Raw genomic sequence first — 25,387 nt, 5'->3', positions numbered from 1 at the left:
ATGCGCATCGCCTTCCTCGGACTCGGCCACATGGGCCTGCCCATGGCCCGCAACCTGGCAGCCGCGGGTCACGAGGTCGTCGGCTTCGACGTCTTCCAGGGAGCGATGGATGCCGCGGCCTCCGGCGGCCTCGCCGTCGCCGACTCCGGGCCTGCGGCCGTCAGAGCAGCCTCCGCCGAGATCGTGATCACGATGTTCCAGTCGGGCCGGCAGGTGCTGGATGCCTACAACGGCGTCGACGGTGCCGAGGGGCTGCTCGCCGTGGCGGCGCCGGGCACGCTGTTCATCGACTCGTCGACGATCGCTGTCGACGAGGCCCGCGCCGCGCACGAACTGGCCGAGGCCGCCGGTCACCGGTCGCTCGATGCCCCGGTCTCGGGCGGCGTGGTCGGCGCGGAGAACGCGACCCTCGCGTTCATGGTCGGCGGCGCTGACGAAGACTTCGAGGCGGCGCGACCCGTGCTCGAGGCCATGGGCCGCCGGGTCGTCCACTGCGGCGGTGCCGGGCTGGGCCAGGCCGCCAAGGTCTGCAACAACATGATCCTCGCGGTGTCGCAGATCGCCGTCGCCGAGGCCTTCGTGCTGGGTGAGCGCCTCGGGCTGTCGCACCAGGCGCTGTACGACGTGGCCTCCAACGCCTCGGGACAGTGCTGGGCGCTGACGACGAACTGCCCCGTGCCCGGTCCGGTGCCGACGAGCCCCGCCAACCGCGACTACCAGCCGGGCTTCGCCGGCGCGCTGATGAATAAGGACCTCGGCCTCGCCGAGCACGCGATCACGTCGACGGGCGTCGAGGCCCGCATGGGGATGCTCGCCCGCGAGATCTACCGGCAGTACGCCGACGGGCCGGGCGCCGGCCAGGACTTCTCGGGCATCATCAACACGATCCGCGAAGACAGCGCCTGAGCGACTCTGCCCAGATCAGGCGTTCTGGCGAGCGCAGGCCGAACCGGCGCGCAATGGTCCTGTCCACGGCGGAACACCTGTTCTGGTGAGATGTGAGATGTTCAGGGCCGGCGAGATGAAGGAAGAAGTCACATGACCGAGTACGAGACGATCCTCGTCGAGACCCGCGGACGGGTCGGCTGGATCACGCTGAACCGCCCCGAGGCGCTCAACGCGCTGAACACCCAGACGATGAGGGATGTCGTGGCCGCGGCATCCGCCTTCGACGGCGACGAAGGGATCGGCGCCATCGTGCTCACCGGCTCGGAGCGCGCGTTCGCCGCCGGCGCCGACATCAAGGAGATGGAGTCCAAGAACGGACTCGAGATGCTGATGGGCGACCACTTCGGCGGCTGGGCGCAGTTCGCGGCAACGCGCACGCCGGTGATCGCGGCGGTCTCGGGCTACGCCCTCGGCGGCGGGTGCGAGCTCGCGATGATGTGCGACATCATCCTCGCCGCCGACACCGCGAAGTTCGGTCAGCCCGAGATCAACCTCGGCGTGATCCCCGGCATGGGCGGATCGCAGCGGCTCATCCGGGCGGTCGGGTACTACAAGGCCGCCGAGCTCATTCTCACCGGACGGATGATGGATGCCGCGGAGGCCGAGCGCTCCGGACTCGTCTCACGCGTCGTGCCCGCGGCCGACCTGCTCGACGAGGCCGCGAAGACGGCCGAGGCCATCGCCGCGAAGAGCCTGCCGTCGCTGTACGCCGCGAAGGCAGTGCTGGACTCCGCGATGGAGGTCCCGCTCGCCGAGGGCCTGCGCCTGGAGCGTCACGTGTTCGCGAGCCTGTTCGACACCGCCGACCAGAAGGAGGGCATGGCCGCCTTCCGCGAGAAGCGCGCCCCCGGCTTCGAGAACCGCTGAATGCGTGTCAGAGCGGGTCGGGCTGGGGACGCGGGTCGGTGAAGTCTCCGGCATCCTTGCGGAATCGCGCGATGATCCGCACGAGTTCGGCGGTGTCATCGTCGCTCAGGCCGACGCTCTCGAACACGCCGCTGTTGAGGGCGTCGGTGGCGTCCTCGACCAGGTCGCGCCCGGCGTCGGTGATCACGAGCATCGCCGCGCGTCCGTCGATCGGATGCGGCTCGCGTGAGACGAGCCCGTCGCGGGCGAGCCGGTCGACCGTGTTCGTGACGCTCGTGGGGTGCACCTGCAAACGTGCGATGGCACTGGCCATCGGCATCCGTCCTGCCCTGGTGAAGGCGAGGAGGCGCAGCATCTCGTACCGCGCGAACGACAGGCCGAAGGGCTTGAGCGTCGCATCGATGCGGGCGAACATGAGCTGCTGCGCGCGGATGACGGAGGTGACGGCGGTCATGCCCGCGGCGGCGGGCTCCCACCCGTGGTCGACCCACTGTCGCTTGGCCTCGGCGATCGGGTCGACGGGCAGTCGTCGTGGCGCTGACACGGGCGGACCTCCTTGCTCCCACCGTACCGGCTGGCGGCCTTTCCACCGGGTGGCGACGGTCCGTTACGCGGGCGTTTCAACCGATTGGGCGCTCGCAGACGGGCGCCCTAGACTCAACCGCAGCGTGAGGAGATGGCAATGAAGATCGTCGTCCTGGTCAAGGAAGTCCCGGATACATACGGGGATCGCAAGCTCAGTCTCGAGACCGGCCTCGCCGATCGCGCGGCGAGCGAATCGGTGCTCGACGAGATCGGCGAGCGGGCCCTCGAGGTCGCGCTGTCCTATGCCGACGCGCACCCGGGCACCGAGGTGGTCGTGCTGTCGATGGCCGCCGAGTCCGCCTCGGCCACGGTGCGCAAGGGCCTCGCGATGGGCGCGAGCTCGGCCGTGCAGGTGATCGACGAGACGCTGCTCGGCGCCGACCTGGGCCTCACCGCCGAAGTGCTCGCCGCCGCGGTGAAGCGCACCGGCTACGACCTGGTCATCGCCGGCAACCAGTCCACCGACGGCTCGGGCGGCGTGATCGCCTCGATGGTCGCCGAGCTGCTCGACGTCCCCGCGGCCACGTACCTGAGCTCGGTCGAGATCGGAGAGACCGAGGTCGCCGGAGTCCGCGCGACCGAGGACGCCACCGCTCGGGTCTCGGCGCCGCTGCCCGCCGTCATCTCGATCACGGAGGCGCTTCCCGACGCGCGGTTCCCGAACTTCAAGGGCATCATGGCCGCGAAGAAGAAGCCGTTCGAGACGGTCTCGCTCGAGGACCTCGGGATCGAGCCGCACGACCCCGGGGCTTCGCGCTCGATCGTGATCTCGCTGAGCGAGAAGCCGCCGCGCGAGGCGGGCGTCAAGATCGTCGACGAGGGGGATGCCGGCGAGAAGCTCGCCGAGTTCCTCATCCAGAACCGGCTCGCGTGAGGTGGCTGACATGACTTTCCCCGACGACTCGATCCTCGTCCTCCTCGACGTCACGCCCTCGGGCGCACTCGCCAAGTCCGCCGCGGGCCTGCTCGGCGCAGCCGCCCAGGTGGGCACGCCGGTCGCGCTGATCGTGGGTGACGAGAAGCTCGCAGCGGATGCCGCAGCCCTGGGCGCGGCATCCGTTCTGGTCGCCTCGCCCGGCGAGGGGCTCGTCGTCCCCGCCGTCGACGCGCTGACCGCCGCTGCCGCGCTCGTGCGCCCCGACGCCGTGCTCGCCTCGCACTCCATCGGGGGCCGTGAAGTCGCCGCGCGGTTCGCCGCCCGCACGCGCTCTGGGCTCTGCGTCGACGCCGTGGGCGTCTCGCGCGACGCCGAAGGCGTGGTGGCCCACCACTCGGTCTACGGCGGTGCGTACAACGTCGATGCCGCGGTCACCTGGGGTGCACCCGTGGTCACCGTGCGCCAGGGTGCCGTCGACGCGCGCGCCGAGGCCGTCGCCTCGCCCGAGGTCGAGCAGCTGAGCGTCACGCCCTCGAACCGCCGGGCCGCCTCGGTGGCGGACGTCCAGGAAGCCGTCACCTCCTCGTCGCGGCCGGAGCTGCGCGGGGCCACCAAGGTCGTCTCGGGCGGGCGGGGCCTCGGCTCGGAGGAGAAGTTCGCACTGGTCGAGCAGCTCGCCGACGCGCTGGGTGCTGCGATCGGCGCGTCCCGCGCTGCCGTCGACGCCGGCTACGTGCCGCAGTCGTACCAGGTCGGCCAGACCGGCGTCTCGGTCTCGCCGCAGCTGTACGTCGCCCTCGGGATCTCGGGCGCCATCCAGCACAAGGCCGGCATGCAGACCGCGAAGACGATCGTCGCGATCAACAAGGACGGGGATGCCCCGATCTTCGAGATCGCCGATTACGGCGTCGTGGGTGACCTGTTCACCGTGGTGCCGCAGCTGATCGCGGCGCTCGAGGCGAAGAAGGCCTGACGGGCGTGGCGACATTTGAGACGGCCATTCGCCGAGGTCTGCCCCGCACGCCCGGAGGAGAGCCCTGGCCGCCCGCCGGGGCGGCACCGGCGCCGGCCGGCCTGCCCGACGGCAATGGCTCGACCGTCGCCGAGCCCGTCTCCGAGACCGTGGCCGCCGCAAGCACCGCGGTCGCGGCATCCGCTGCACCCGTCGACGACAGCCGCAGTTCGGCGCAATCGCCGCAGACCGATCTGCGGGCGACGCCCGAAACTGCGACGGCCGCGCGCCCGATCCGCCGGGGTCTGCCCCGTGTCGCCGGGGGCGAGCCCTGGCCGCCCGCCGGCGCAGGATCGGTCGCCTCGGCGGACGCCGCCGCTCCCGCTGCCGCCGCGAGCGAGCCCGTCGGCGCCGCGACCGCCGCGACGGAACCGGCCGCGACGGCCGTGACCGCGGCATCCGCTGCGACGGTCCCCTCCTCGGCTCCCGCACCCGCTGCCCCTTCGGCTGATACCGGTCCCTCGATCCGCCGCGGACTGCCCCGCACTCCCGGTGGCGAGGCGTGGCCTCCGCCCGGACTCGTGGCCGCCAAGGCCGTTGAGCCCGCAGCCGAAGCGCCCGCCGCAACGGCTCCGGCCGTCGGCCAGCCCGCCACTGCGGCAGCGCCGGCAGCGGGGGAGCTCTCGACCGACGTCGCGGCAGGTGCGCTGAGCGACGAAGGAGCCGAAGCGTCCGTTCCCGCTTTCGACGTCAGCACGCCCCTCCCCTTCACCCGCGCGGTGTGGGCGGGTCGTGCGGCTTCGTACCGGCCCGAGCCGAAGCCCGAGCCGACGCGCATCGGACCCTTCACGAAGCTGCAGTGGGCCGGCGCCGTCATCGTCGGCGGCGGCGGATTGCTCTTCGCGGGGCTCATGGCCGTCTTCGCCGTGCGCTGGCTGCTGAGCACCGACTGGGGAGTGGACTTCCTGGCGACCTATCCCGGCGAGTACCACCTGCCCGAGGGCGCCCCCGTCGGGTTCCCCGCCTGGCTGGGGTGGCAGCACTTCTTCAACGTCTTCCTGATGGTCCTGATCATCCGATCGGGCCTGCGCGTGCGGTCCGAGAAGAGGCCGAGCGTGTTCTGGTCGCCACGCGGCAACAAGCGGCGCAAGATCAGCCTCACGCTGTGGTTCCACCAGGCCCTCGATCTGCTCTGGGTCGTCAACGGCGTGCTCTTCGTCGTGCTGCTGGTCATCACGGGCCAGTGGATGCGGATCGTGCCGACGTCCTGGGAGGTGTTCCCGAACGCCGTCAGCGCCGCCCTGCAGTACGTCTCGCTCGACTGGCCGACCGAGAACGGCTGGGTCAACTACAACTCGCTGCAGCAGCTCGCCTACTTCGCGACCGTGTTCATCGCGGCCCCGCTCGCGGTCATCACCGGTGTGCGCATGAGCGGCATCTGGCCGAAGAACGCCAAGACGCTGAACCGGGTCTACCCGGTCGAGTGGGCGCGAGCGGTGCACTTCCCGGTGATGCTCTACTTCGTGGCGTTCATCTTCGTCCACGTCGTCCTCGTGTTCGCCACCGGTGCGCTCCGCAACCTCAACCACATGTACGCCGCCCAGGGGTCCGTCGACCCCGATGCGTACATGATGAACTGGACCGGCTTCTGGATCTTCGCGGTGTCGATGCTCGTCATCGTGGCGGCGTGGGTCGCCGCTCGCCCGCTGGTGCTGGCACCGATCGCGCGACTGTTCGGCAACGTCTCCGGCCGCTGAGCGGGCCATCGCCGGCGAAATTCTGCCGACGACGCAAGAAGGTCGATTCTTGAAAGTCAGACTCGACGGAAGATGACCTGGAGCGCTCGTAAAGTCGCCCTATGAGGCGATCTTGCGTATCCGGCACCCCTAGCGGGTGCACCGCATGATCGATCCTGGGCTGCCGATCGCGAGCGGTCGCGAAGCCCCGCCCACCGTGAAGCGCCGTGCGTACTTCGTCTCGGACAGCACCGGCATCACCGCCGAGACCGTGGGCAACGCGCTGCTCGCGAACTTCCCCGCCGTCGGATTCGTCCGCCACACGATCCCCTTCGTCGACACGATCGAGGGTGCCCGGAATGTCGTCGCCGAGATCGACCGCGCCGCCGCGGCAGGCGGTGCGCCGATCGTCTTCACGACCGTCAAGGCGGCAGGCCTCCGAGCAGTCATCGGCGGTGCGCACGCCGAGATCATCGACCTGCTGGCCGGCCACCTGGTCGAGCTCGAGCGGGCGCTCGGCGTGACCGCTTCGGAGCAGCTGGGCCAGTTCCACGGCGTCGGCGACGTGGAGCGCTACTTCGCCCGCATGCGCGCGGTGGAGTACGCGATCGAGCACGACGACGGCCAGAGCCGGCGCGCCCTCGACATCGCCGATGTGGTCATCGTCGCGCCCAGCCGCTGCGGCAAGACCCCGACCACGATGTACCTGGCGCTGCAGTACGGCCTCCTGGTGGCGAACTACCCGCTCACCGACGACGACTTCCCCACCGACGGCCTGCCGCGGTCGGTCGCGCCGTACGCGAGCCGATGCTTCGGCCTGACGACGACGCCGCTGCGGCTGAGCCAGGTGCGGCACGAGCGCCGACCCGATTCGCGCTACGCGAGCCTCGAGCAGTGCACCCTCGAGCTGCGCCGCGCCGAAGACCTCTACCGACGCAATCGTGTCCCCTTCCTGAACTCCGCGACCAAGAGCGTCGAGGAGATGTCGGCCGTCATCATGCAGACCATGCATCTGCGGGCGTGACCCAACCCGAATGAGATCCAACATGAGCAATGTCCTGTGGTTCCACGAGATCGGCATGTCAGACCTCCTCCAGGTCGGAGGCAAGAACGCCTCCCTGGGCGAGATGGTCTCGCACCTGGCCGGCGCAGGGGTCCGCGTGCCGGGCGGCTTCGCCACGACGGCCGACGCCTTCCGCACGTTCCTCGAAGCGGACGGGCTCTATGACCGCATCCGGTCCGCGGTCGACGAGCTCGACACCGACGACGTCGCCGAGCTGTCGCGCGTCGGCTCCACGGTCCGCTCGTGGATCGAGGAGCAGCCGTTCCCGGCCGACGTCGAGCGCGACATCCGCTCGTCGTACGCGAAGCTGCTCGAAGGCGACCCCGACCCCGACGCGGTGACGTGGGCGGTGCGCTCGTCCGCCACCGCCGAGGACCTCCCCGAGGCGAGCTTCGCGGGGCAGCAGGAGACGTTCCTCAACATCGGCGGCATCGACAGCATCCTCGCCGCGATCCGCAGCGTCTTCGCCTCGCTCTACAACGACCGCGCGATCGCGTACCGCGTGCACCACGGGTTCGAGCACCACGATGTGGCTCTCTCGGCAGGCGTGCAGCGGATGGTCCGCTCCGACATCGGCGCCTCCGGGGTGCTCTTCACCGTCGACACCGAGTCGGGCTTCGACCGGGCCGTGTTCATCACCAGCTCGTACGGGCTCGGCGAGGCGGTCGTGCAGGGTGCCGTGAACCCCGACGAGTTCTACGTCCACAAGCCGTCGCTGCGCGCGGGACGACCGGCGATCCTCAAGCGCTCCGTCGGCGAGAAGGCGATCGCGATGCGGTACGCCGACAGCACCGACGTCGGGGCGAGCACGGTGTTCCGCGACGTCCCGGCCGCCGAGCGCGTGCGCTTCAGCATCACCGACGACGAGATCGAAGAGCTCGGCCGGCACGCGCTCACGATCGAGGAGCACTACGGCCGGCCCATGGACATCGAGTGGGGCAAGGACGGCCTCGACGGCAAGCTGTACATCCTGCAGGCGCGCCCCGAGACGGTCGTCTCCCGCGAGGACGGAAACGTCATGCGGCGCTACGTGCTCTCCGAGAGCGGTCCGATCGCGACGATCGGCCGTGCGATCGGCCAGCGCATCGGCGCGGGCCCGGTGCGGGTGCTCACCTCGGTCGACCAGATGGCGGCGTTCCGCGACGGCGACGTGCTCGTCGCCGACATGACCGATCCCGACTGGGAGCCGATCATGAAGCGCGCGGCCGCCATCGTGACGAACCGCGGCGGCCGCACGTGCCATGCGGCGATCATCGCCCGCGAGCTCGGCATCCCCGCCGTCGTCGGCACCGGCGACGCCACGACCGTCCTCGCCGACGGCGCGCCGGTCACCGTCTCGTGCGCCGAGGGCGATGAGGGCTTCGTGTACGAGGGGATGCTCGCCTTCGAAGAGCTCGAGACCCATCTGGATCGGATGCCGGAGGCACCGGTCAAGATCATGATGAACGTCGGCACGCCCGACCAGGCCTTCGCGTTCGCGAAGCTGCCGCACAAGGGCGTCGGACTCGCGCGGCTGGAGTTCATCATCAACCGGCAGATCGGCATCCATCCCCGCGCACTGCTGGAGTTCGACACCCTCCCCGACGCGCTGCGGACGGATGTCGCCGGGCGCATCGCGGCCTACGACTCGCCGCGCGAGTACTTCGTGCGCCGTGTCGCCGAGGGGGTCTCGATGATCGCGGCTGCCTTCGCACCCGAGCCGGTGATCGTGCGCCTCAGCGACTTCAAGTCCAACGAGTACGCCAACCTCGTCGGCGGCGAGGCGTACGAGCCCCACGAGGAGAACCCGATGATCGGGTACCGGGGGGCGTCGCGCTACATCTCGCCCGAGTTCCGCGAGTGCTTCGACATGGAGTGCGAGGCGCTGCGATTCGTCCGCGACGAGATGGGCCTCACCAACGTGCAGATCATGGTGCCGTTCGTGCGCACGCTGGGCGAGGCGAGCGCCGTCATCGACCTGCTCGCCGAGAACGGGCTGCGCCGCGGCGAGAACGGCCTGAAGGTCATCATGATGTGCGAGCTGCCCTCCAACGCCGTGCTGGCCGACGAGTTCCTCGAGTACTTCGACGGGTTCTCCATCGGATCCAACGACATGACGCAGCTCACGCTGGGCCTCGACCGCGACTCGTCGCTCGTGGCCCAGACCTTCGATGAGCGCGACCCCGCGGTGCTCAAGATGCTGTCGATGGCCATCGAGGGCTGCCGCCGGCAGGGCAAGTACATCGGCATCTGCGGGCAAGGTCCCAGCGACCACCCCGACCTCGCCGACTGGCTCGTCGAGCAGGGCATCGAGTCGATGTCGCTCAACCCCGACACCGTCGTGGAGACCTGGCTGCGGCTGTCGAAGCTCGAGCCGGCGGGAGTCTGACGCGTCGGGGGGTTCAGGAGGGGGCGGATGCCGCGCCCGCCGCGAACCCCTCGGCATAGGCCTCGTCGGCTCCGAGCCGGAACATGTCGCGCTCGAGGGGACGCACGATGGAGCGGGCGCCCGGAAGATCGAGTGGACCCACGAGATCGGCGCGGCCGCGCACGACCGCGATCGGCCTGCGGTCGACCTTGCCCTTGACGAGGTCGGCCGCGGCCGCGAGCTCATCGGCCACGCACGGCATCGTGACGACGAGCGGGCGGCCCTCGGCATCCACCGAGCCGCGCAGATCCTCGAACACGTGCACGCCGCCGGCGCCGATGGCGTGGTCGGTCTGGCCCTCGCGCCAGGCGCGGCCCAGGGTGTCGGAGATCAGCACGCCGACGCGAACGCCCAGCCGTTCGCGCAGGCCCGCCGCGATCAGCCGGGCCGAGGCATCCGGGTCTTCGGGGAGCAGGAGGATCGTGCCCTCGGGCGTGTTCGAGGCGTCCACCCCTGCGGCGGCCGAGACGATGCCCAGCCGGCTCTGCACGATGCGGGTGACGCCGCCGTTCGGCGTCGGGCGTGAGGCGACGACCCGTTCCGTCTCGGCAGTGATCGCGTCTTCGCGGTCGGCCGCCGCGAAAATGCGGCCCTCGGCCTTCGACACGATCTTGGACGTGACGACGAGGATGTCCCCGTCGGCCAGCGACTCCGCGACGGACTCGGCGATGACCTCGACCAGATCGGTGCCCGGCGTGATCTCGGGGATCCCGTCGAGGGCCCAGACCTGCAGCACGTCAGGCGCGCTCAGCGGACGAAGCGCACCTCGGTGAGCGTCTCACCGAGGAACGGCTCGGTGTGGGTGGCGCCGTCGAGCGAGAAGCCGTTGCGCGTGTAGAAGCGGTGCGCGCGCGGGTTGTCGTCGGCGACCCACAGGTAGAGCGGCTCGTCGGCGTCCACGACGGCGTCGAACAGCTTCTGGCCGATGCCCGTGCCGTGGTGCGCGTCGAGCAGGTAGATGAAGTACAGCTCGCGGAAGCGCGGGGCGTCCTTGTCGCGGGCGGGGCCGGAACCGGCGAACCCGACGATCTCGCCGCCGACCAGCGCGGCGTACATCTTGAACTCGGGTCCCTGCGCGGCCCAGTGGGTCCACAGCTCGGCGAGGCGCTTCGGCGACACGGCCTCGAGGGCCGCCTTGCTGATGAGGTGGTCGTAGGTCTCGTGCCACGCGGTGGCGTGCACACGGCCCAGGGCCTCTGCGTCCACGTCGCGGACCGGACGGACGACGATGTCGGTCTGGAGTTCGGCTTCCATGGCGAGACTCTACGCTCGCCCTCCCACGACGCGAAATCGAGGCGGGGGGCTTGCGCGCGGCCGATCGGCTGCTGTCGGAACCCGACAACCGAATGTCGCGAAGCGTCGTGGATCGCTACCATCGCCTCCGTGAACGTGATCTGGCGGACCCTGCTCGTGATGCTGACCGCGCGCCGCCGGGTGAGCCGCGAAGGGCGCATCGGTCCGACCGGGATCAGCCGCATCCGCCTGACGACGCTGCCGACCGACATCGACCTGCTGATGCACATGAACAACGGCCGCTACCTGTCGCTGTTCGACCTGGGCCGATGGGACCTGCTGGTGCGCACCGGGCTCTGGGACGTCATGAAGGAGCGCGGCTGGTACGCCGTCGTCTCGAGCGAGACGGTCACCTTCCGCAAGTCGCTCGAGCTCTGGCAGCGCTTCGACATCGAGTCGCGCATGGTCGGCCACGACGACAAGGCGGTCTACCTCGAGCACCGGGCCGTCGTCGGCGGCGAGGTCTACGCCCGCGTCATCGTGCGGGCGCGCCTCATGAAGCGCAGCGGCGGGACGCTCACGCACGAGGAGCTCTTCAGCGCCGTGGGATACCCGGACGGCATCGCCGAGGTGGATGCCTGGGTGCACGACTGGGCTGCGGCATCCGCTCTGCCGCCCACCCGTGCCGACGCGCCGAGCGTCTGGAACTAGCCCGGGGGCCGCTAGCGTGGTGGCGTGATCGCCGTCGTCCAGCTCGCAGGCCGGCTGCTGCTGCGGCACTGGCCCGCGCTGCTGGCCTTGTACCTCGGCGGCATCCTCGTGCGGTACGTGGTCATCGAGGTCGCAGGGTTCGTCGGCGCCTACAGCGCCGTCGCCGGCTCGCTGCTGTTCCCCCTCGCGATCCTGGCGCGCCTGGTGGCGCTTGTCGCCATGCTTCTGGTCCTGCGGGACGGCATGCGCGAGCTGCTCGCCATCGCCCCGCTGCCGGCGGATGCCGCTGAGCGACGCCGCTCGTTCGTGGACGCGCTGCTGGCCGGCATCCTGCCGTTCTTCGCCTTCTATGCGGCGTGGGGCTATCTGCGAGAGGACGCCGTCGCGTACACGACGCGCGTGCTCGAGGTGAGCACAGAGCTCGACCTGGTCGCCATCGTCGCGGGCGAGTCAGCGGCCGGTGATGGGCTCGCGGGCGAGATCACGATCACTCCCGTCACGGTCGCGATCGCCGTGGCCGCGTTCGTGCTGCGGTGGCTGTGGAAGAGGCACCGCGAACAGCTGCCCCGCGGCCTCGCCGTCGGCGCCGTGTATCTCGAGGCGGTGTGGATCTTCTTCGCCGTCGTGGTGATCTCGGACGTCCTCGGTGGGATCACCGCGTGGGTCGACACGCGCCAGGCGATGGTGTGGCTCGAAGACCTCCGCGCCACCATCGCCTCTGCCTTCGTGCCGCTCGCGTGGGCCTGGGAAGGCGTGGAGTGGCTGCTCGGCGAGGTCGGCGGGATCGTGCTGCTGCCGCTCGCCTGGCTGACGATCGCCGGTGTCGTCTACGGCCGGGCCGTCGCGCCGGACCCGGTTGCGCCCGCACTGATCCGCGGAACCGTCGTCGAGCGGGCTCGCACCGGCTGGCGGTCGCTGCCCGGGCGCGTGCGCGCGAGGCTCGCCGATGTGTGGTCCGACTTCGTCTCGCGGTTCACGCCGATCACGCGCACCCTGGGACTGATGTGGCGAGCGGGTCCGGTGCTGATCGGCGGCTACATCCTGCTCTATACGGTCCTCCTTCTGCTGGAGGGAACCCTGGAGTGGGGTCTTGTGCGCCTGATCGGACCGCACGACATCGACGACTTCTGGCTCGTCAACGACCAACTGATCTTCCTCATCGTGCCCGTGCTGATGGAACCGCTCCGGATCGCTCTCGTCGCGAGTGCGTACGACGGCGTGATCGGCCGGCTGTCCGCGAGTCAGGGCTCTACGACGGCACTGACGAAGTCCGGCCACGATTCGGCAGACGTCAGTTCGATCGCGAATATGCCCGAGGCGCCCTCGGGCACGATGTAGTCCACGACCATCGTGTAGGACTCGGTCGCTTCCGCCACGCACGAGGTGGGGTTCTCGGCATCCCACCCGCGGTCGAGCTCGTAGGATGCCGCCGCCCAGGTGCGCTCTGCGCCGCCGATCTCCCGCAGCTGCGGCTCGCGGCACTCGATCGCCGGGATCCCGGGGTCGACTCGAAGCCGGACGGAGACGACCCGCGTGTCCTGCGGCGCCAGCGGGTCGTCGCGGTACTCAGCGGTCGCCGGGCCGATCGTCGCGCCGGCATAGGTCACGGAGTCATCCGACGCGACGTGGATCGGGCGCCCGCTCGCGCTGCTGGACGACTCGTTCCACGCGACGACTCCGACCAGCGTCGGCGCGAGCACCCCGAGTGCCACCAGCGCGACGGCGTTGGTCCGCCACCATCCGGTCATGGGTGGGTCCAGCCCGTCTCGCGGAGCTCGCCGGCGGCCGAGAACGGCACGTCGGCCAGGTCGAACGGCACCACGATCACCGAGTCCAGACGTGTGTCGCCGTCGATGGCGAGCTGGAGCACCGCCTCGCCGCTTTCCAGATCGTCCGGCAGTTCGAACGCGAGGCTGCCGGACCGTGGGATGCCTGCCGCGAGCCCCTCCTGTCGCAGCGAGTCCGGGCGCTCGCTGGCGCCGTAGCGGACACCATCGACCGAGATCTCGGCGAAGCTCAGGAGCACGCCGAACTCCGAGACCACCGACTCGACGTCGAGGTCCACGACGAGCCAGTTCCCTTCGTCGGACCAGTCGCCGCCCGTCAGTTCACCGACGCGGCGGATGTCGGTCACGGTCGCCGCGATGTTGCGGCCGACGCCCTCCTCGCCGACGGCGACGGTGATGGGGAACGGCGACTGCGTCTGATCCTCGCCGGGGGTCACGAGAGCGACGAACCACGCGGCGACGAGGAGCCCCGCCCCGATCGCCCACGCAGCCCATCGCGGGAACGAGTCCATGCGCGCGCTCATTCTGCTCCTGCCCCCACGTCCTCGATCTCGACGGTGACCGCGGCAGTGGTCACGGGGCTGTCCCAGGACTGCCCCTCGATGACGAAGGAGCCCGTGTACAGCGACATGTCGTTGAGAGCGACGTCGACTCTCTCGCCGCCGGTGAACTGGTCTGCATCGACCGCCCAGGCGAACACGATCTTGGTCGACACTCCCGGCTGCAGGGCGATGACCAAGGACTCGTCCTCCAGCCGTGCCGCCTGCATCGTGGTTTCCGGCTCGATGCCGTCGACCGAGAAGGATCCGCGGATGGCATCGCGGCTGGTGACCGACGCAGGCCGGTCCCAGCGGTTCTCCACATCGGCGACCAGCGCGAAGACGCGCTGACCCGGTTCCGGATAGACGCCGGCTTCAGGCAGTTCGTCGATCAGAACCGCCCGCTGGATGGTGAGCGACCGCTGATCGGTGATGTGAGCCTCGCCGGGCTCGAGCCGGTCGATCTCCGGCGGTGCCGCGGTCGCCAGTCCGCCGAAGGCCGCAGTGGCGGCAAGGAACAGCGCGATGAAGATGCCGGCGAACCACTTGGTCGGTACCCGGTCGCCCGCCGCGCGCAGCCAGTCGAAACGGCGCTTCGGCACGCGCGTTTCTTCGGGCGAGTCGGACACGGGCACCAGCCTATGGGCGCTCGCCGCCCGCACGGCTACCGGACCGCGGGTTCGCGCGCAAGGGCTTTGCCGGAGCGCTCCGGATGGGGTTTCGTTCAGGATGCGCCCCCGGCAGCCCCCGCCGCGTGCGCATGGAGGAGGAACCCATGGACACCGCGACGCTCATATGGATCATCGTCGGCATCCTCGTCATCGCCATCATCGTGGTCGTGACGCTGCTGCTCACCCGCCGAGGTCAGGCCGAGAAGCGACGGCAGGCCGAGCACGAGAAGGCCGAGAAGCTGCGCGCCGAGGCGCGCGAGCGCGAGATGGCGGCACGCGAGAACGAGGCGCGTGCCGTACAGGCGAAAGCGGATGCCGCATCCGCCGCCGCAGCCGCGCAGCAGGCGCAGGCGCGCGCCGCCCAGGCGGACGTCGAGGCGCGTCGCCTCGCCGACACCGTCGGAGAGCACGAGGCCGAGGCGCAGAAGCACCGCGAGCACCAGGAGCAGACGCTGCGCAAGGCCGACGAGGTCGACCCGTTCGTGACCGGAGCCGCCCGGGACAACCGGCAGTCGGTGAGCAACGACGACGTGCGACGCGACGAGGCGCGCGACAGTCGCGCCATGGCCGACGACGGCATCCCCGCCGCGCCCGACGGTGTGACCGGCCGCGACGATGGCGCCTACCGTCAGGATGCCGGGACCACGACGGACGCCCCGATCACGCGGCCGCCGGCGGACACCGATCGCACCGACGGTGTCGTCCAGGACGACACCGTGCCCCCGCCCACCCGTCGCGATCGCGCCTGAGAATCGCTGTCTGCCCGGTGAGACAATCGCTCCACAGGAGCGGTGTCGCACCGGGCGGGCGGCCTTAGGCTGGACGGCATGGTGACCGACCCTTATCCGGGGGACACCGACCTCACGGCACCCCGCGATGATCTCGCCGGCCGGGCCGTGATGCTGGCGCAGCGGTGGATCACCGAGAGCGCCGAGGTCGACGTGGACCCCGCTGCCGAGCGACTGGCCGGCGTTCTCAAAGACCCCAACGGGCTGCCCTTCACGATCGGCTTCGTCGACGGCGTGATGCGTCCGGAGAGCCTGACGGCCGCGGCATCCAATCTGAGCCGTGTCGCACCGCTGGTCCCCGGCTTCCTGCCCTGGTACCTCCGCGGCGCCGTCCGGGTCGGCGGAGTGATGGCGCCGGTGCTCCCCGCGCCCGTCGTGCCGATCGCCCGCCGCGTGCTGCGCGAGATGGTCGGCCACCTCGTCGTCGACGCGCGGCCCGACAAGCTCGGACCGGCGCTCGCCGAGATCCGCGAGTCCGGCGCACGGCTCAATCTCAACCTTCTCGGCGAGGCCGTGCTGGGCGAGCAGGAGGCGCTCCGCCGCCTCGAGGGCATTCACGACCTCATCCGCCGCGACGACGTCGACTACGTCTCGGTGAAGGTTTCGGCCATCGCCAGCCACATCTCGATGTGGGCGTTCGACGAGGTCGTGAAGAAGGTCGTCACACGGCTCACGCCGCTCTATCTGACGGCATCGACCGATGGCACCTTCATCAACCTCGACATGGAGGAGTACCGCGACCTCGATCTGACGATCGCGGTGTTCACGAAGATCCTGGAAGACCCGCGCCTGCGTAACCTCGAGGCGGGCATCGTGCTCCAGGCGTATCTGCCCGACGCGCTTCCGGCGCTGCAGCAGCTCACGGCATGGGCCCAGCAGCGTGTGGCGAAGGGCGGCGCGCGCATCAAGGTGCGGCTCGTCAAGGGCGCCAACCTCGCCATGGAGCACGTCGACGCCGTCATGCACGGCTGGTCGCTGGCCACGTACGACGCGAAGGTCGACTCGGACGCGAACTACGTCCGCTGCCTCGACTTCGCGCTGCGGCCCGAGAACACGGCGGCCGTCCGCGTCGGGGTGGCCGGGCACAACATGTTCGACATCGCGTATGCCTGGCTGCTCGCCGGCGAGACCGGAGTGCGCGAGGACGTCGAGTTCGAGATGCTCCTGGGCATGGCCCAGGGCCAGGTCGCCGCGGTCGTTCGCGAGGTCGGCCACGTGCTGCTCTATGTGCCGGTGGTCCGGCCCGACGAGTTCGACGTCGCCATCAGCTACCTGGTGCGCCGGCTGGAAGAGAACGCGTCGAGCGAGAACTTCCTCTCCGCCGCGTTCGAGCTGGCCGACGAGCCCGCGCTGTTCGATCGGGAGCGCGACCGGTTCCTCGCGTCCCTGCGCCGGGCCGCCGATCCCGAGCTGACCCTCGGCGCCCATCGCACCCAGGACCGCTCGGCCGCGCCGGCCGACGCATCCCTCACCCGGGCGAGCCTGCGCGGCTCCTCCACCGGCGAGCAGGCCGGGCTTACCCAGGCCGTCCTCGGCATCGCCCGCTCCGCCGCGGGGGATCCGGCCGAAGCGGAGGCCGGGCTGCCGGTGGAGCAGGCGTTCGGCGGCGAGGCGTTCGTCGAAACCGCCGTGTTCGCGCCGCGCGAGAGCGCCGAGCGCGCTGCCGGTGCGCCGGGCTTCCGCAACGCTCCCGACACCGACCCCGCCCTGCCCGCGAACCGGGCCTGGGCCAAGGGCATCTTGCGACGCATCCACGTCTCGCGAGCGGGCGACGACACCATCGCCGCGGCCCGGATCGACGATCCCGAGGCTCTCGAGGCCGTGATCCGCACCGTCACCGGTGCCGCGGAGCGCTGGGGTGCGACGCCTGCGGCCGAGCGTTCGGCGATCCTGCTGGCCGCCGGGCGTGCGCTCGAGGCGCGGCGCGGCGAGCTGATCGAGGTCGCCGCCTCTGAGACGGGCAAGGTGTTCGCCGAGGCCGACGTCGAGGTGAGCGAGGCCGTGGACTTCGCGAACTACTACGCGGCCACCGCCCGCGAGCTCGACCGGGTGAGCGGGGCCGTCTTCGAGCCGGCGCGGCTCACGCTGGTCGTGCCGCCGTGGAACTTCCCTGTGGCGATCCCCGCCGGCGGAGTGCTGGCCGCCCTCGCGGCCGGATCGGGCGTCGTGTTCAAGCCCGCACCCCAGGCCCGTCGCTGCGCGGCCGTGCTCGCCGAGGCGCTGTGGGAGGCCGGCGTGCCCCGCGACGTGCTGGCCCTGGTCGACATCGACGAGGGCGGGCTCGGTCAGGCCCTCATCTCCCACCCCGAGGTCGACCGGGTGATCCTCACCGGGTCGTTCGAGACGGCCGAGCTGTTCCGCTCCTGGCGTCCTGAATTGCCGTTGCTGGCCGAGACCAGCGGCAAGAACGCGATGATCGTCATGCCGTCGGCGGACCTCGACCTGGCGGCATCCGATCTCATCAAGAGCGCGTTCGGTCACGCCGGGCAGAAGTGCTCGGCGGCGTCGCTCGCGATCCTCGTCGGTCCGGTCGGCCACTCGAAGCGGTTCGCGCGTCAGCTCGTGGATGCCGCGACCTCGCTGCGCATCGGCCCGCCCACCGATCCGCTGTCCGAGGTCGGACCCGTCGTCGAGCCGCCGCACGGCAAGCTCGAGTGGGCGCTCACCACCCTCGACGATGGTGAGAAGTGGCTCGTCGAGCCGAAGCCCGTCGACGCCGGACCGGATTACGCGGGGCGCATGTGGGCGCCCGGCATCCGCACCGGCGTGCAGCCGGGTTCGCGCTTCCATCGCGAGGAGTTCTTCGGACCCGTCCTCGGCGTCATGCACGCCACCTCGCTATCGCATGCCATCGAGCTGCAGAACGCCGTCGCGTACGGGCTGACCGCGGGCCTCTACACGCAGAACCCCGACGACCTCGCGACATGGCTGGACCGCGTCGAGGCCGGCAACCTGTACGTCAATCGGGGGATCACCGGCGCCATCGTGCAGCGGCAGCCCTTCGGCGGCTGGAAGCGCTCCTCGGTCGGCGCCGGCACCAAGGCCGGCGGACCGAACTACCTCGTCGGCCTCGGCTCGTGGCGGCCCACGTCGGGTGGCGCATCCTCTGCCACGCTGCACCTGCGAGGTCTGGACTCGCGCATCACGTCGATCATCGAGGCCGCGCAGCCGTCGCTGGACTACGACGGGTTCGAGTGGCTGCGCCGCGCCGCGCTGTCGGACGCGATCGCGTGGGACCGCGAGTTCGGTCAGGTCAAGGACGTCTCGGGCCTCGGGGTGGAGCGCAACCTGTTTCGCTACCGGCCCATCGCCGAAGTCGCGCTGCGAGCGACCGGCGACGCCACCTGGCAGAGCCTGCTCCGCGTGGCGATCGCGGGCGTGAGGGCCGGATCCGCGCTGACGCTGAGCGCCCCGGTCGGGCTTCCGGCTGCGGTGCGCCGGGCGCTGAGCGACGTCGGCGTCGCGGTCTACGTGGAGACCGACGACGAGTGGCTCGAGCGACTGGTCGCGCCGAGCGACGACCTGCTGGCCGCTGCGGCGGGTGACACGTCGGGCGGCAGGCCGTCCCGCGTGCGGCTGATCGGCGGCCGCGAGTCGGTCGCCGAGCTGCATCGGGCGCTGTCGGTCGCCGTCGCCGGGGATCCCGACCTCGCCGTCTACGACAACGACGTGACCACCGCGGGGCGCCTCGAGCTGCTGCCGTTCCTGCACGAGCAGTCGATCACCATCACCGCGCACCGCTTCGGCAACCCCGACCGGTGGTCCGAAGCCGTCATCTGACGCAGTCGCCGGGCTGCGGGAGCCGAGGGGCGCGAACGCCGCGACCGATGTAAACAATTCTTGACATCCGACCCGCGGCGGACGTACTCTTCACGTGTCAAACATTTTAGACATGCGGAGAGTGACATGGCTTACGAAGAGCGCAACATCTGGGCGAGCCTCATCGTGGGCGTGATCGGCGTAGCGATCTACACCGTGATCGTGCTGCAGCAGGCGGCGAGCCGGCCGGTGGCCGAGATCGACTGGGTGCCGGTCATGCTGTGGACGATCGGCGGCAGCATCGTCGTCGCGATCCTGATCAGCATCGTGTGGGGCATCCTCGCCGGCATGAGGGACCCCGACGGCGTCGGCAAGTCCGACCAGCGCGACCGCGACATCGCCCACATGTCGACGCGCGTGGGGCAGGCGTTCCTCGTCATCGCCGGCCTCGGGGTGATCGTCGAGTGCGCGTTCACGCTCGACTGGTTCTGGATCGCCAACACGATGTTCTACGGCTTCGCGCTGTCGTCCATCGTCGGGGGCATCGCCAGCGTCGTCGCCTACCGTCGGGGCCTCGTCTGATGGTCAAGCCCACCCGGGTCACCAACACGATCCGCGCCCTCCGGGAGGAGGACGGGCTCACCCAGGCCGAGCTCGCCAAGCGCATCGGCGTCACCCGCCAGACCCTCATCGCGATCGAGCAGGGGCGCTACTCGCCGTCGCTCGAGCTCGCCTTCCAGATCTCGCGCGAGTTCGGCGTGGGCCTCGACACCGTGTTCCAGTACCCGGAGGCATGACATGACCGACACCACCCGCCAGCCCGCAGCCACGATCCCGAGCACCATGTCCGCCTGGCGGCAGGCCCGCTTCGGCGCCCCCGACGTCGTCTCGCTCGAGCAGACCGCGGTTCCCGCGCCCGGTCGCGGCGAGGTGCTGCTGCGCCTTCGCGCCACCGGGCTCAACAACGGCGACATCCGCGTGATGCGCGGCGAGCCGCTGCTCGTCCGCACGGTGTTCGGCTTCCGGCGCCCGCGACAGGGCGTGCGGGGAATGGATGCCGCAGCCACCGTCGTCGCGGTCGGTGAAGGCGTCGCCGGCTTCGCGGTCGGCGACGAAGTCGTGGGGGAGCTCCCCGCCGGCGGCGGGCTCGCGCCCTTCGCCCTCGCGCCGGAGAAGCGCCTGGTGGTCCGCCCCGCCGAGCTGGCTGCCGCGGTCGCCGCCGCCCTCCCGGTCGCCGGGGGCACGGCGTGGCAGGCGCTCGACCGCGGCGGGGTGGGCTCCGGTCATCGCGTGCTCGTGATCGGGGCCTCGGGCGGGGTCGGCACGTACGCCGTGCAGCTGGCCGCGCTGCGAGGCGCCGAGGTGTGGGCGCTGTGCGGCTCGCGGAACCGCGCGCTGGTCGAGGGCCTCGGCGCGGCGCGCACCTTCGACTACCGCGAGGTCCAGCCGGGATCGCCCGAGCTCGGCGAGGGGCGGTTCGACGCCGTCATCGACATCGCCGGCACCGCGCCGCTGCGCTCGCTGCAGGGGCTCGTGCGCGACGGCGGATCCGTCGTCCTCGTCTCGGGCGAAGGCGGCCGCGTGCTCGGGCCGATCGGCCGGATCCTCGCCGCCTCGATCCGCTCGATCGGGTCGAAGCGCCGGCTGCGTCCGCTGGCGGCGGTGGCGAAGGCCGATGTGCTGACCGAGCTCGTGGGGCTCGCGGCATCCGGAGCCCTCAAGCCCGTGATCGAGCACACCTACCCGTTCGACGAGGCCCGGGACGCGCTCGCGCACGTCGACGCCGGCCACACGGTCGGCAAGGTCGTGGTCATCGCCGGCTGAGCGAGATCCCAGGTCGTTCCCAGGTGTCGTGAGAGAATGGTCCCGGCGTGCCCGAGTCGTCGGCTTCCCCAGCTCCGTCGGGCCTCTGGACAGCGTCCGCCGCCCCTTCGCAAGGAGCAAGATGTCCACGCAGAACACCGCGCCGAACCCCACCGCCGAGAGCGCCGTCACGCGCATTCAGCAGCACCGCAGCTACCTCATGTGCCGCCCCGAGCACTTCACGGTCAGCTACACGATCAACCCGTGGATGGAGCCGGCGAACCCGACCGACACCGCCAAGGCCGTCGCGCAGTGGCAGACGCTGTATGACACCTACATCGCGCTCGGGCACGACGTCCAGCTGATCGACCCGATCGAGGGCCTGCCCGACATGGTCTACACGGCCAACGGCGGGTTCATCATCGGCAACGTCGCGTACGGCGCGAAGTTCCGCTTCCAGGAGCGCGTGCCCGAGGGCCCGGCGTTCATGGAGTGGTTCGCCGCGAACGGCTTCCAGGTCGCCGCGCCGGTCGAGGTCAACGAGGGCGAGGGCGACTTCCTGCTCGTCGGCGACACGATCCTCGCCGGCACCGGCTTCCGCTCCACCGGCGACAGCCACCGCGAGCTGACCGAGGTGTTCGGCAAGGAGGTGGTGAGCCTCAACCTCGTCGACCCGCGCTTCTACCACCTCGACACCGCGCTCTCGGTGCTCGATCCCGTGGAGGGGCTCGGCGGCGTCGAGAAGGCCAACATCGCGTACCTGCCCGGCGCGTTCGACGACGCCAGCCGCGCGATCCTCGAGGAGCGCTACCCCGACGCGATCCTCGTCGCCGACGAGGACGGCGCCGTGTTCGGCCTGAACTCGGCGAGCGACGGCCTCAACGTCATCATCTCCCCGCGCGCGAAGGGCTTCGAGGCGCAGCTGCGCGAGCGCGGCTACAACCCCGTGCTCGTCGACCTGTCCGAGCTGCTGCTCGGCGGCGGCGGCATCAAGTGCTGCACGCTCGAGCTTCGTCGCTGAAAGGCCCGGTCATGACCCTCACCCAGGCATCCGTCGACAGTGCGATGGCCCGCATCATCGCCGACGAGAACGAGCACGTCGCCCACAACTACCACCCGCTGCCGGTCGTCATCTCGCGCGGCGAAGGCGCGTGGGTGACGGACGTCGAGGGCAAGCGCTACCTCGACCTGCTCTCGGCCTACTCGGCCCTGAACTTCGGTCACGGGCATCCGGCCCTCCTCGCCGCCGCGCAGGAGCAGCTGAACCGCCTCACCCTCACCAGCCGCGCGTACCACAACGACCGCCTCGGCCCGTTCGCGGCCGCCCTGGCCGAGCTGTGCGGCAAGGAGCTCGTGCTGCCGATGAACACCGGCGCCGAGGCCGTCGAGACCGGCATCAAGGTCGCACGCGCGTGGGGATACCGCGTGAAGGGCATCGAGACGGATGCCGCGACCGTCGTCGTCGCGCACGGCAACTTCCACGGCCGCACCACCACCATCGTCGGCTTCAGCGACGACGACCAGGCGCGCGACGGCTTCGGCCCGTTCACGCCGGGCTTCGTGCAGGTGCCGTTCGGAGATGCCGCGGCGATCGAGGCGGCCATCACGCCGTCCACCGCCGCAGTCCTCATCGAGCCCATCCAGGGCGAGGCCGGCGTCGTGCTCCCGCCCGAGGGCTTCCTGCGCGCCGTGCGCGAGATCTGCACGCGCCACAACGTGCTGTTCATCGCCGATGAGATCCAGTCCGGCCTCGGCCGCGTCGGCGAGACCTTCGCGTGCGACCGCGAGGACGTCGTGCCGGACGTGTACCTGCTCGGCAAGGCGCTGGGCGGCGGCATCCTGCCCCTGTCCGCAGTGGTCGCCGACCGTGGCGTCCTCGGCGTGATCCAGCCGGGTGAGCACGGCTCGACGTTCGGCGGCAATCCGCTGGCGACGGCGGTCGGGCTACGGGTCGTCGAGATGCTCGCGACCGGCGAGTTCCAGACGCGCGCGAAGGCGCTCGGCGAGCACCTCGAGGCGGCGCTGGCCGGACTCGTCGGGCACGGGGTCACCGCGGTGCGCCTGGCCGGCCTCTGGGCGGGCGTCGACATCGACCCCGCCGTCGGCACCGGCCGCGAGATCGCCGAGCGGCTGATCGCGCGGGGCGTGCTGGTCAAGGACACGCACGGTCAGACGATCCGCATCGCCCCGCCGCTCGTCGTGCGGGCGACCGAGCTCGACTGGGCCGTCGAGCAGCTCCGGGTCGTCCTCGCGCGCTGAGCCCGGGTCACTGCGTCGGAACGGGCGCCGTTCCGGTGGATTCCGTCGCGGCCTCGCACTCCGCCGAGATGCCGAAGTGGCGGCGCATCGCGAGACGTGCCGCATCGGGGTCGCGGTCGGCGATGGCCTGGACGATGTCGTCGTGCGAGTTGTCGAACACCAGCCCCGCCTGATCGCGCGTGACCGAGACGCGCCGCGCGCGCATGTCCTCGTCGAGCGCGCGGCGCAGCCCCTCCTGCAGGAACTGCAGCACGGGATTGTCGACGATCCGCAGCAGGCGACGGTGGAAGTCCGCGTCGGCCAGGTGGATGGCATCGAGGTCGCCGGACTCCTCGCCGGTCACCATGCGCGCCACCGCTTCACGAAGTCCGGCCACCTGCTCGTCCGTCGCGCTGCGGGCAGCGGACTCGGCGACGGCCTCTTCGAGCAGCACCCGAGCTTCGGCGACGTGCGTGCCGGTGATGTAGCCCATCGACCGGGCGACGGTGAAGTAGGTGCGCACGAAGCCGTACGAGGGGGTGTCGAGGTACGTGCCACGCCCCTGCGTGCGATGCATGAACCCCAGGCGCTCGAGCACGGCGAGCTGTTCGCGCAGCGCGCCGCGGCTCATTCCGAGCGCGTCGCAGAGCTCGCGTTCGGGCGGCAGGCGCCGGGCACCGGTGTCAGCTTCGACCGTCGCGAGCGCGAGCAGCCGGGTGGCGAATTCTTCGAGCGATTCTGACAAGCGAGCACTCCGATTAGTGTCGAGAACGGTGGGACCGGTCTCACAATTTCGGGGGCCTGGCCCACCTTAGTCGAAAACGGTCAGGAAGCGCTCGTGCCATCCGGTGGCGCCGTCGGGCGCGGGGTGGGCTCGATCCTCCGTCTGCACCTCGCCCGCCTTGCTCGTGGCGCGGCAGCGCAGCAGGTGATCGCCCGCCGTGGCCTTCCACGGCAGGCTCCACTGCACCCACGTGTCGTCCGAGATGGCCGTGGCCAGCTCGGCCTGCTGCCACGGCCCGTCGTCGATCTGGACCTCGACACCGGCGACTCCCACCTGCTGCTGCCAGGCGACGCCCGCGATGACGGTGTCGCCCGACTTGAGCCCCTGCGCTTTGCGGGGCACGTCGATGCGCGACTGCAGCTTGATGGGGCCGCGCTCCGACCACCCGCGGTCGGTCCAGTACGCCCGCGCCCGATCGAACCGGGTCACCTCGAGGTCGACGACCCACTTCGTGGCCGACACGTAGCCGTACAGTCCCGGCACCACCATGCGCACCGGGAAGCCGTGCTCCAGCGGCAGCGGAACCCCGTTCATCCCGACAGCCAGGATCGACTCGCGGTCGTCGGTGAGGGCTTCCAGGGGAGTGGATGCCGTGAACCCGTCGACCGAGCGGGAGAGGACCATGTCGGCCTCCGCCGTCGGGCGGGCGCGCGCCAGCAGTTCGCGGATCGGGTAGCCCAGCCACAGCGCGGTGCCGATCAGCGTTCCGCCGACCTCGTTGGACACGCACGCGAGCGTCGTGCGGCTCTCCTCGAGCGGCAGCGCGAGCAGCTCGTCCCACGTCAGCTCGACCTCCTCCTCGACCATGCCGTGGATGCGCAGCCGCCAGCTCGTCGGGTCGACCGTGGGCACGATGAGGGCCGTGTCGATCCGGTAGAACGAGTCGTTCGGCGTGATGACGGGGGCGAGCCCCGGGATGCCGAGCTCGGCCGATGCCGGGACCGGCGGCGCCGCCACACGGGGGGCGGGCAGGACCACGTCGCGGATGGCGGCGACGGCGCTGCTGCCGGCTCGGATGGCTCCGGCGGCGACGGCGGCCAGGATGCCCGCGGCGGTCGCGGCGCCCGACCACACCAGGAACGCCCGGCGACTCGGTGCGGGCTGCTCGACCGGCGGACCGAAGACGGCCTGGTCTGCGCTCGAGGTCGCGGGCAATGGGGTCAGCGCGGGCGCGGGCCGCAGCATCCGGATCAGCCACCACAGGGTGACGGCGCCGATGGCGCCCGCGAGTACCGACGGAAGCCACCACAGCGGGCCGGCGTCGGGGCGCGTCATGGCGACGACCCCGCCGATCGCGCCGAAGGCCGCGACGACGACGAGCCCCCACGGCGGCCGACGCGCTTGGAGCCAGCCGGCGGTCGCGGCGAGCACGAGCACGACCAGGCCGATGCCGACGAGAAGCGCGATCTTGTCGGCGGTGCCGAAGAGCGCGATCGCGGTGTCCTTCGCCCAGGACGGGGCGAGGTCGATGAGCGCGCCGCCGATCACGACGAACGGGCCGGCGCCGGGCGCCCAGGGGGCAGCGATCAGGTCGGCGAGTCCGGCGCCGAGCGCGACGGAGGCCACACCGGCAGCCCACGTCAGCGGCGACGGGATGCCGCGTTCCCCGCGCGACTGCTTCACGATGCCCACTGTAGAT

24 protein-coding genes are annotated in these 25,387 nt (G+C 71.0%); 16 read left to right on the top strand and 8 right to left on the bottom strand.

What is annotated here, in order from left to right; genetic code table 11:
- Window positions 1-906, top strand: coding sequence for a 3-hydroxyisobutyrate dehydrogenase (gene mmsB / locus ASD56_RS03420; protein WP_055961176.1), 906 nt, complete (start codon window positions 1-3; stop codon window positions 904-906).
- 132 nt (window positions 907-1,038) lie between these two features.
- On the top strand, window positions 1,039-1,815 hold the full coding sequence (locus tag ASD56_RS03415) for an enoyl-CoA hydratase (RefSeq protein ID WP_055961173.1): 777 nt from the start codon (window positions 1,039-1,041) through the stop codon (window positions 1,813-1,815).
- A gap of 7 nt (window positions 1,816-1,822) precedes the next feature.
- On the opposite strand, the gene ASD56_RS03410 is transcribed toward ASD56_RS03415, so the two are convergent.
- Window positions 1,823-2,359 (bottom strand): MarR family winged helix-turn-helix transcriptional regulator, encoded by a 537-nt coding sequence (locus ASD56_RS03410; protein WP_055961170.1) that lies wholly within the window; start codon window positions 2,357-2,359, stop codon window positions 1,823-1,825.
- A gap of 138 nt (window positions 2,360-2,497) precedes the next feature.
- On the opposite strand from ASD56_RS03410, the gene ASD56_RS03405 reads away from it, so the two are divergent.
- From ASD56_RS03405 to ppsA, 5 genes are all read left to right on the top strand, one after another.
- Window positions 2,498-3,274: an electron transfer flavoprotein subunit beta/FixA family protein gene (locus tag ASD56_RS03405; RefSeq protein WP_055961168.1), complete on the top strand. Its 777-nt coding sequence runs from the start codon at window positions 2,498-2,500 to the stop codon at window positions 3,272-3,274.
- A 10-nt stretch (window positions 3,275-3,284) separates the two neighbouring features.
- Window positions 3,285-4,250 (top strand): electron transfer flavoprotein subunit alpha/FixB family protein, encoded by a 966-nt coding sequence (locus ASD56_RS03400; RefSeq protein WP_055963568.1) that lies wholly within the window; start codon window positions 3,285-3,287, stop codon window positions 4,248-4,250.
- Window positions 4,251-4,255: 5 nt separating this feature from the next.
- On the top strand, window positions 4,256-5,986 hold the full coding sequence (locus tag ASD56_RS03395) for a cytochrome b/b6 domain-containing protein (protein ID WP_055961165.1): 1,731 nt from the start codon (window positions 4,256-4,258) through the stop codon (window positions 5,984-5,986).
- A gap of 145 nt (window positions 5,987-6,131) precedes the next feature.
- The gene (locus tag ASD56_RS03390) at window positions 6,132-6,989 is read left to right on the top strand and encodes a pyruvate, water dikinase regulatory protein (RefSeq protein ID WP_055963562.1); all 858 of its coding nucleotides are present in this window, start codon (window positions 6,132-6,134) and stop codon (window positions 6,987-6,989) included.
- A 22-nt stretch (window positions 6,990-7,011) separates the two neighbouring features.
- Window positions 7,012-9,396, top strand: a complete 2,385-nt coding sequence (ppsA, locus tag ASD56_RS03385) for a phosphoenolpyruvate synthase (protein ID WP_055961162.1) — start codon at window positions 7,012-7,014, stop codon at window positions 9,394-9,396.
- A 13-nt stretch (window positions 9,397-9,409) separates the two neighbouring features.
- Here ppsA and cofE read toward each other — a convergent pair whose 3' ends face one another.
- Together cofE and ASD56_RS03375 are read right to left on the bottom strand one after the other, a co-directional pair.
- On the bottom strand, window positions 9,410-10,171 hold the full coding sequence (cofE, locus tag ASD56_RS03380; RefSeq protein ID WP_055961159.1) for a coenzyme F420-0:L-glutamate ligase: 762 nt from the start codon (window positions 10,169-10,171) through the stop codon (window positions 9,410-9,412).
- An 11-nt stretch (window positions 10,172-10,182) separates the two neighbouring features.
- Window positions 10,183-10,689, bottom strand: coding sequence for a GNAT family N-acetyltransferase (locus ASD56_RS03375; RefSeq protein WP_055961156.1), 507 nt, complete (start codon window positions 10,687-10,689; stop codon window positions 10,183-10,185).
- A 129-nt stretch (window positions 10,690-10,818) separates the two neighbouring features.
- Between ASD56_RS03375 and ASD56_RS03370 the strand changes: the two genes are divergently transcribed.
- A complete protein-coding gene (locus ASD56_RS03370; RefSeq protein ID WP_055961155.1) occupies window positions 10,819-11,379 on the top strand; it encodes a thioesterase family protein in 561 nt (186 codons plus the stop codon).
- A gap of 24 nt (window positions 11,380-11,403) precedes the next feature.
- The gene (locus ASD56_RS03365; protein WP_055961151.1) at window positions 11,404-12,717 is read left to right on the top strand and encodes a hypothetical protein; all 1,314 of its coding nucleotides are present in this window, start codon (window positions 11,404-11,406) and stop codon (window positions 12,715-12,717) included.
- On the opposite strand, the gene ASD56_RS03360 is transcribed toward ASD56_RS03365, so the two are convergent.
- The 3 genes from ASD56_RS03360 to ASD56_RS03350 are packed head-to-tail and all read right to left on the bottom strand — an operon-like array spanning window position 12,621 to window position 14,334.
- Window positions 12,621-13,127, bottom strand: coding sequence for a hypothetical protein (locus ASD56_RS03360; RefSeq protein ID WP_055961148.1), 507 nt, complete (start codon window positions 13,125-13,127; stop codon window positions 12,621-12,623). The genes ASD56_RS03365 and ASD56_RS03360 overlap by 97 nt on opposite strands.
- Entirely contained in the window at window positions 13,124-13,690 is a 567-nt protein-coding gene (locus ASD56_RS03355; protein WP_235565502.1) for a hypothetical protein, read from the bottom strand. The genes ASD56_RS03360 and ASD56_RS03355 overlap by 4 nt, the downstream gene beginning before the upstream one ends.
- Complete coding sequence (locus ASD56_RS03350) at window positions 13,687-14,334, bottom strand: hypothetical protein (protein ID WP_235565500.1); 648 nt, start codon at window positions 14,332-14,334, stop codon at window positions 13,687-13,689. Before ASD56_RS03350 ends, ASD56_RS03355 begins: the two co-directional genes overlap by 4 nt.
- A gap of 146 nt (window positions 14,335-14,480) precedes the next feature.
- Here ASD56_RS03350 and ASD56_RS03345 point away from each other — a divergent pair, with 146 nt between their 5' ends.
- The 7 genes from ASD56_RS03345 (at window position 14,481) to rocD (ending at window position 22,985) form a co-directional block, all read left to right on the top strand.
- On the top strand, window positions 14,481-15,125 hold the full coding sequence (locus ASD56_RS03345) for a hypothetical protein (RefSeq protein ID WP_082541343.1): 645 nt from the start codon (window positions 14,481-14,483) through the stop codon (window positions 15,123-15,125).
- 78 nt (window positions 15,126-15,203) lie between these two features.
- On the top strand, window positions 15,204-18,944 hold the full coding sequence (locus ASD56_RS03340) for a proline dehydrogenase family protein (protein WP_055961139.1): 3,741 nt from the start codon (window positions 15,204-15,206) through the stop codon (window positions 18,942-18,944).
- Window positions 18,945-19,070: 126 nt separating this feature from the next.
- Window positions 19,071-19,505 (top strand): hypothetical protein, encoded by a 435-nt coding sequence (locus tag ASD56_RS03335; protein WP_055961136.1) that lies wholly within the window; start codon window positions 19,071-19,073, stop codon window positions 19,503-19,505.
- Complete coding sequence (locus tag ASD56_RS03330; protein WP_055961133.1) at window positions 19,505-19,720, top strand: helix-turn-helix transcriptional regulator; 216 nt, start codon at window positions 19,505-19,507, stop codon at window positions 19,718-19,720. Before ASD56_RS03335 ends, ASD56_RS03330 begins: the two co-directional genes overlap by 1 nt.
- A 1-nt stretch (window position 19,721) precedes the next feature.
- Window positions 19,722-20,747, top strand: coding sequence for an NAD(P)-dependent alcohol dehydrogenase (locus ASD56_RS03325; protein ID WP_055961130.1), 1,026 nt, complete (start codon window positions 19,722-19,724; stop codon window positions 20,745-20,747).
- A 121-nt stretch (window positions 20,748-20,868) separates the two neighbouring features.
- Window positions 20,869-21,747 carry a dimethylargininase gene (ddaH, locus tag ASD56_RS03320; protein WP_055961126.1) on the top strand — a complete coding sequence of 293 codons (879 nt, stop codon included), beginning with the start codon at window positions 20,869-20,871 and terminating at the stop codon, window positions 21,745-21,747.
- 11 nt (window positions 21,748-21,758) lie between these two features.
- Entirely contained in the window at window positions 21,759-22,985 is a 1,227-nt protein-coding gene (rocD, locus tag ASD56_RS03315; protein WP_055961124.1) for an ornithine--oxo-acid transaminase, read from the top strand.
- A gap of 7 nt (window positions 22,986-22,992) precedes the next feature.
- On the opposite strand, the gene ASD56_RS03310 is transcribed toward rocD, so the two are convergent.
- Together ASD56_RS03310 and ASD56_RS03305 are read right to left on the bottom strand one after the other, a co-directional pair.
- The gene (locus ASD56_RS03310; protein WP_055961119.1) at window positions 22,993-23,709 is read right to left on the bottom strand and encodes a FadR/GntR family transcriptional regulator; all 717 of its coding nucleotides are present in this window, start codon (window positions 23,707-23,709) and stop codon (window positions 22,993-22,995) included.
- A gap of 66 nt (window positions 23,710-23,775) precedes the next feature.
- Window positions 23,776-25,371 (bottom strand): molybdopterin-dependent oxidoreductase, encoded by a 1,596-nt coding sequence (locus ASD56_RS03305; RefSeq protein WP_235565499.1) that lies wholly within the window; start codon window positions 25,369-25,371, stop codon window positions 23,776-23,778.
- Window positions 25,372-25,387: the final 16 nt, after the last annotated feature.

Source organism: Microbacterium sp. Root166, from assembly GCF_001427145.1.
Classification (GTDB): Bacteria; Actinomycetota; Actinomycetes; order Actinomycetales; family Microbacteriaceae; genus Microbacterium.
The sequence above is the reverse complement of the archived record's forward strand: the minus strand, read 5'-3'. Positions and strand labels throughout refer to the sequence as shown.

Coding starts and splice junctions, on each gene's coding strand:
- mmsB (WP_055961176.1), top strand. CDS start 1: ATGCGCATCGCCTTCCTCGGACTCGGCCACATGGGCCTGCCCATGGCC.
- ASD56_RS03415 (WP_055961173.1), top strand. CDS start 1,039: ATGACCGAGTACGAGACGATCCTCGTCGAGACCCGCGGACGGGTCGGC.
- ASD56_RS03405 (WP_055961168.1), top strand. CDS start 2,498: ATGAAGATCGTCGTCCTGGTCAAGGAAGTCCCGGATACATACGGGGAT.
- ASD56_RS03400 (WP_055963568.1), top strand. CDS start 3,285: ATGACTTTCCCCGACGACTCGATCCTCGTCCTCCTCGACGTCACGCCC.
- ASD56_RS03390 (WP_055963562.1), top strand. CDS start 6,132: ATGATCGATCCTGGGCTGCCGATCGCGAGCGGTCGCGAAGCCCCGCCC.
- ppsA (WP_055961162.1), top strand. CDS start 7,012: ATGAGCAATGTCCTGTGGTTCCACGAGATCGGCATGTCAGACCTCCTC.
- ASD56_RS03375 (WP_055961156.1), bottom strand. CDS start 10,689: ATGGAAGCCGAACTCCAGACCGACATCGTCGTCCGTCCGGTCCGCGAC.
- ASD56_RS03360 (WP_055961148.1), bottom strand. CDS start 13,127: ATGACCGGATGGTGGCGGACCAACGCCGTCGCGCTGGTGGCACTCGGG.
- ASD56_RS03355 (WP_235565502.1), bottom strand. CDS start 13,690: ATGAGCGCGCGCATGGACTCGTTCCCGCGATGGGCTGCGTGGGCGATC.
- ASD56_RS03345 (WP_082541343.1), top strand. CDS start 14,481: ATGGACACCGCGACGCTCATATGGATCATCGTCGGCATCCTCGTCATC.
- ASD56_RS03340 (WP_055961139.1), top strand. CDS start 15,204: ATGGTGACCGACCCTTATCCGGGGGACACCGACCTCACGGCACCCCGC.
- ASD56_RS03335 (WP_055961136.1), top strand. CDS start 19,071: ATGGCTTACGAAGAGCGCAACATCTGGGCGAGCCTCATCGTGGGCGTG.
- ASD56_RS03330 (WP_055961133.1), top strand. CDS start 19,505: ATGGTCAAGCCCACCCGGGTCACCAACACGATCCGCGCCCTCCGGGAG.
- ASD56_RS03325 (WP_055961130.1), top strand. CDS start 19,722: ATGACCGACACCACCCGCCAGCCCGCAGCCACGATCCCGAGCACCATG.
- ddaH (WP_055961126.1), top strand. CDS start 20,869: ATGTCCACGCAGAACACCGCGCCGAACCCCACCGCCGAGAGCGCCGTC.
- rocD (WP_055961124.1), top strand. CDS start 21,759: ATGACCCTCACCCAGGCATCCGTCGACAGTGCGATGGCCCGCATCATC.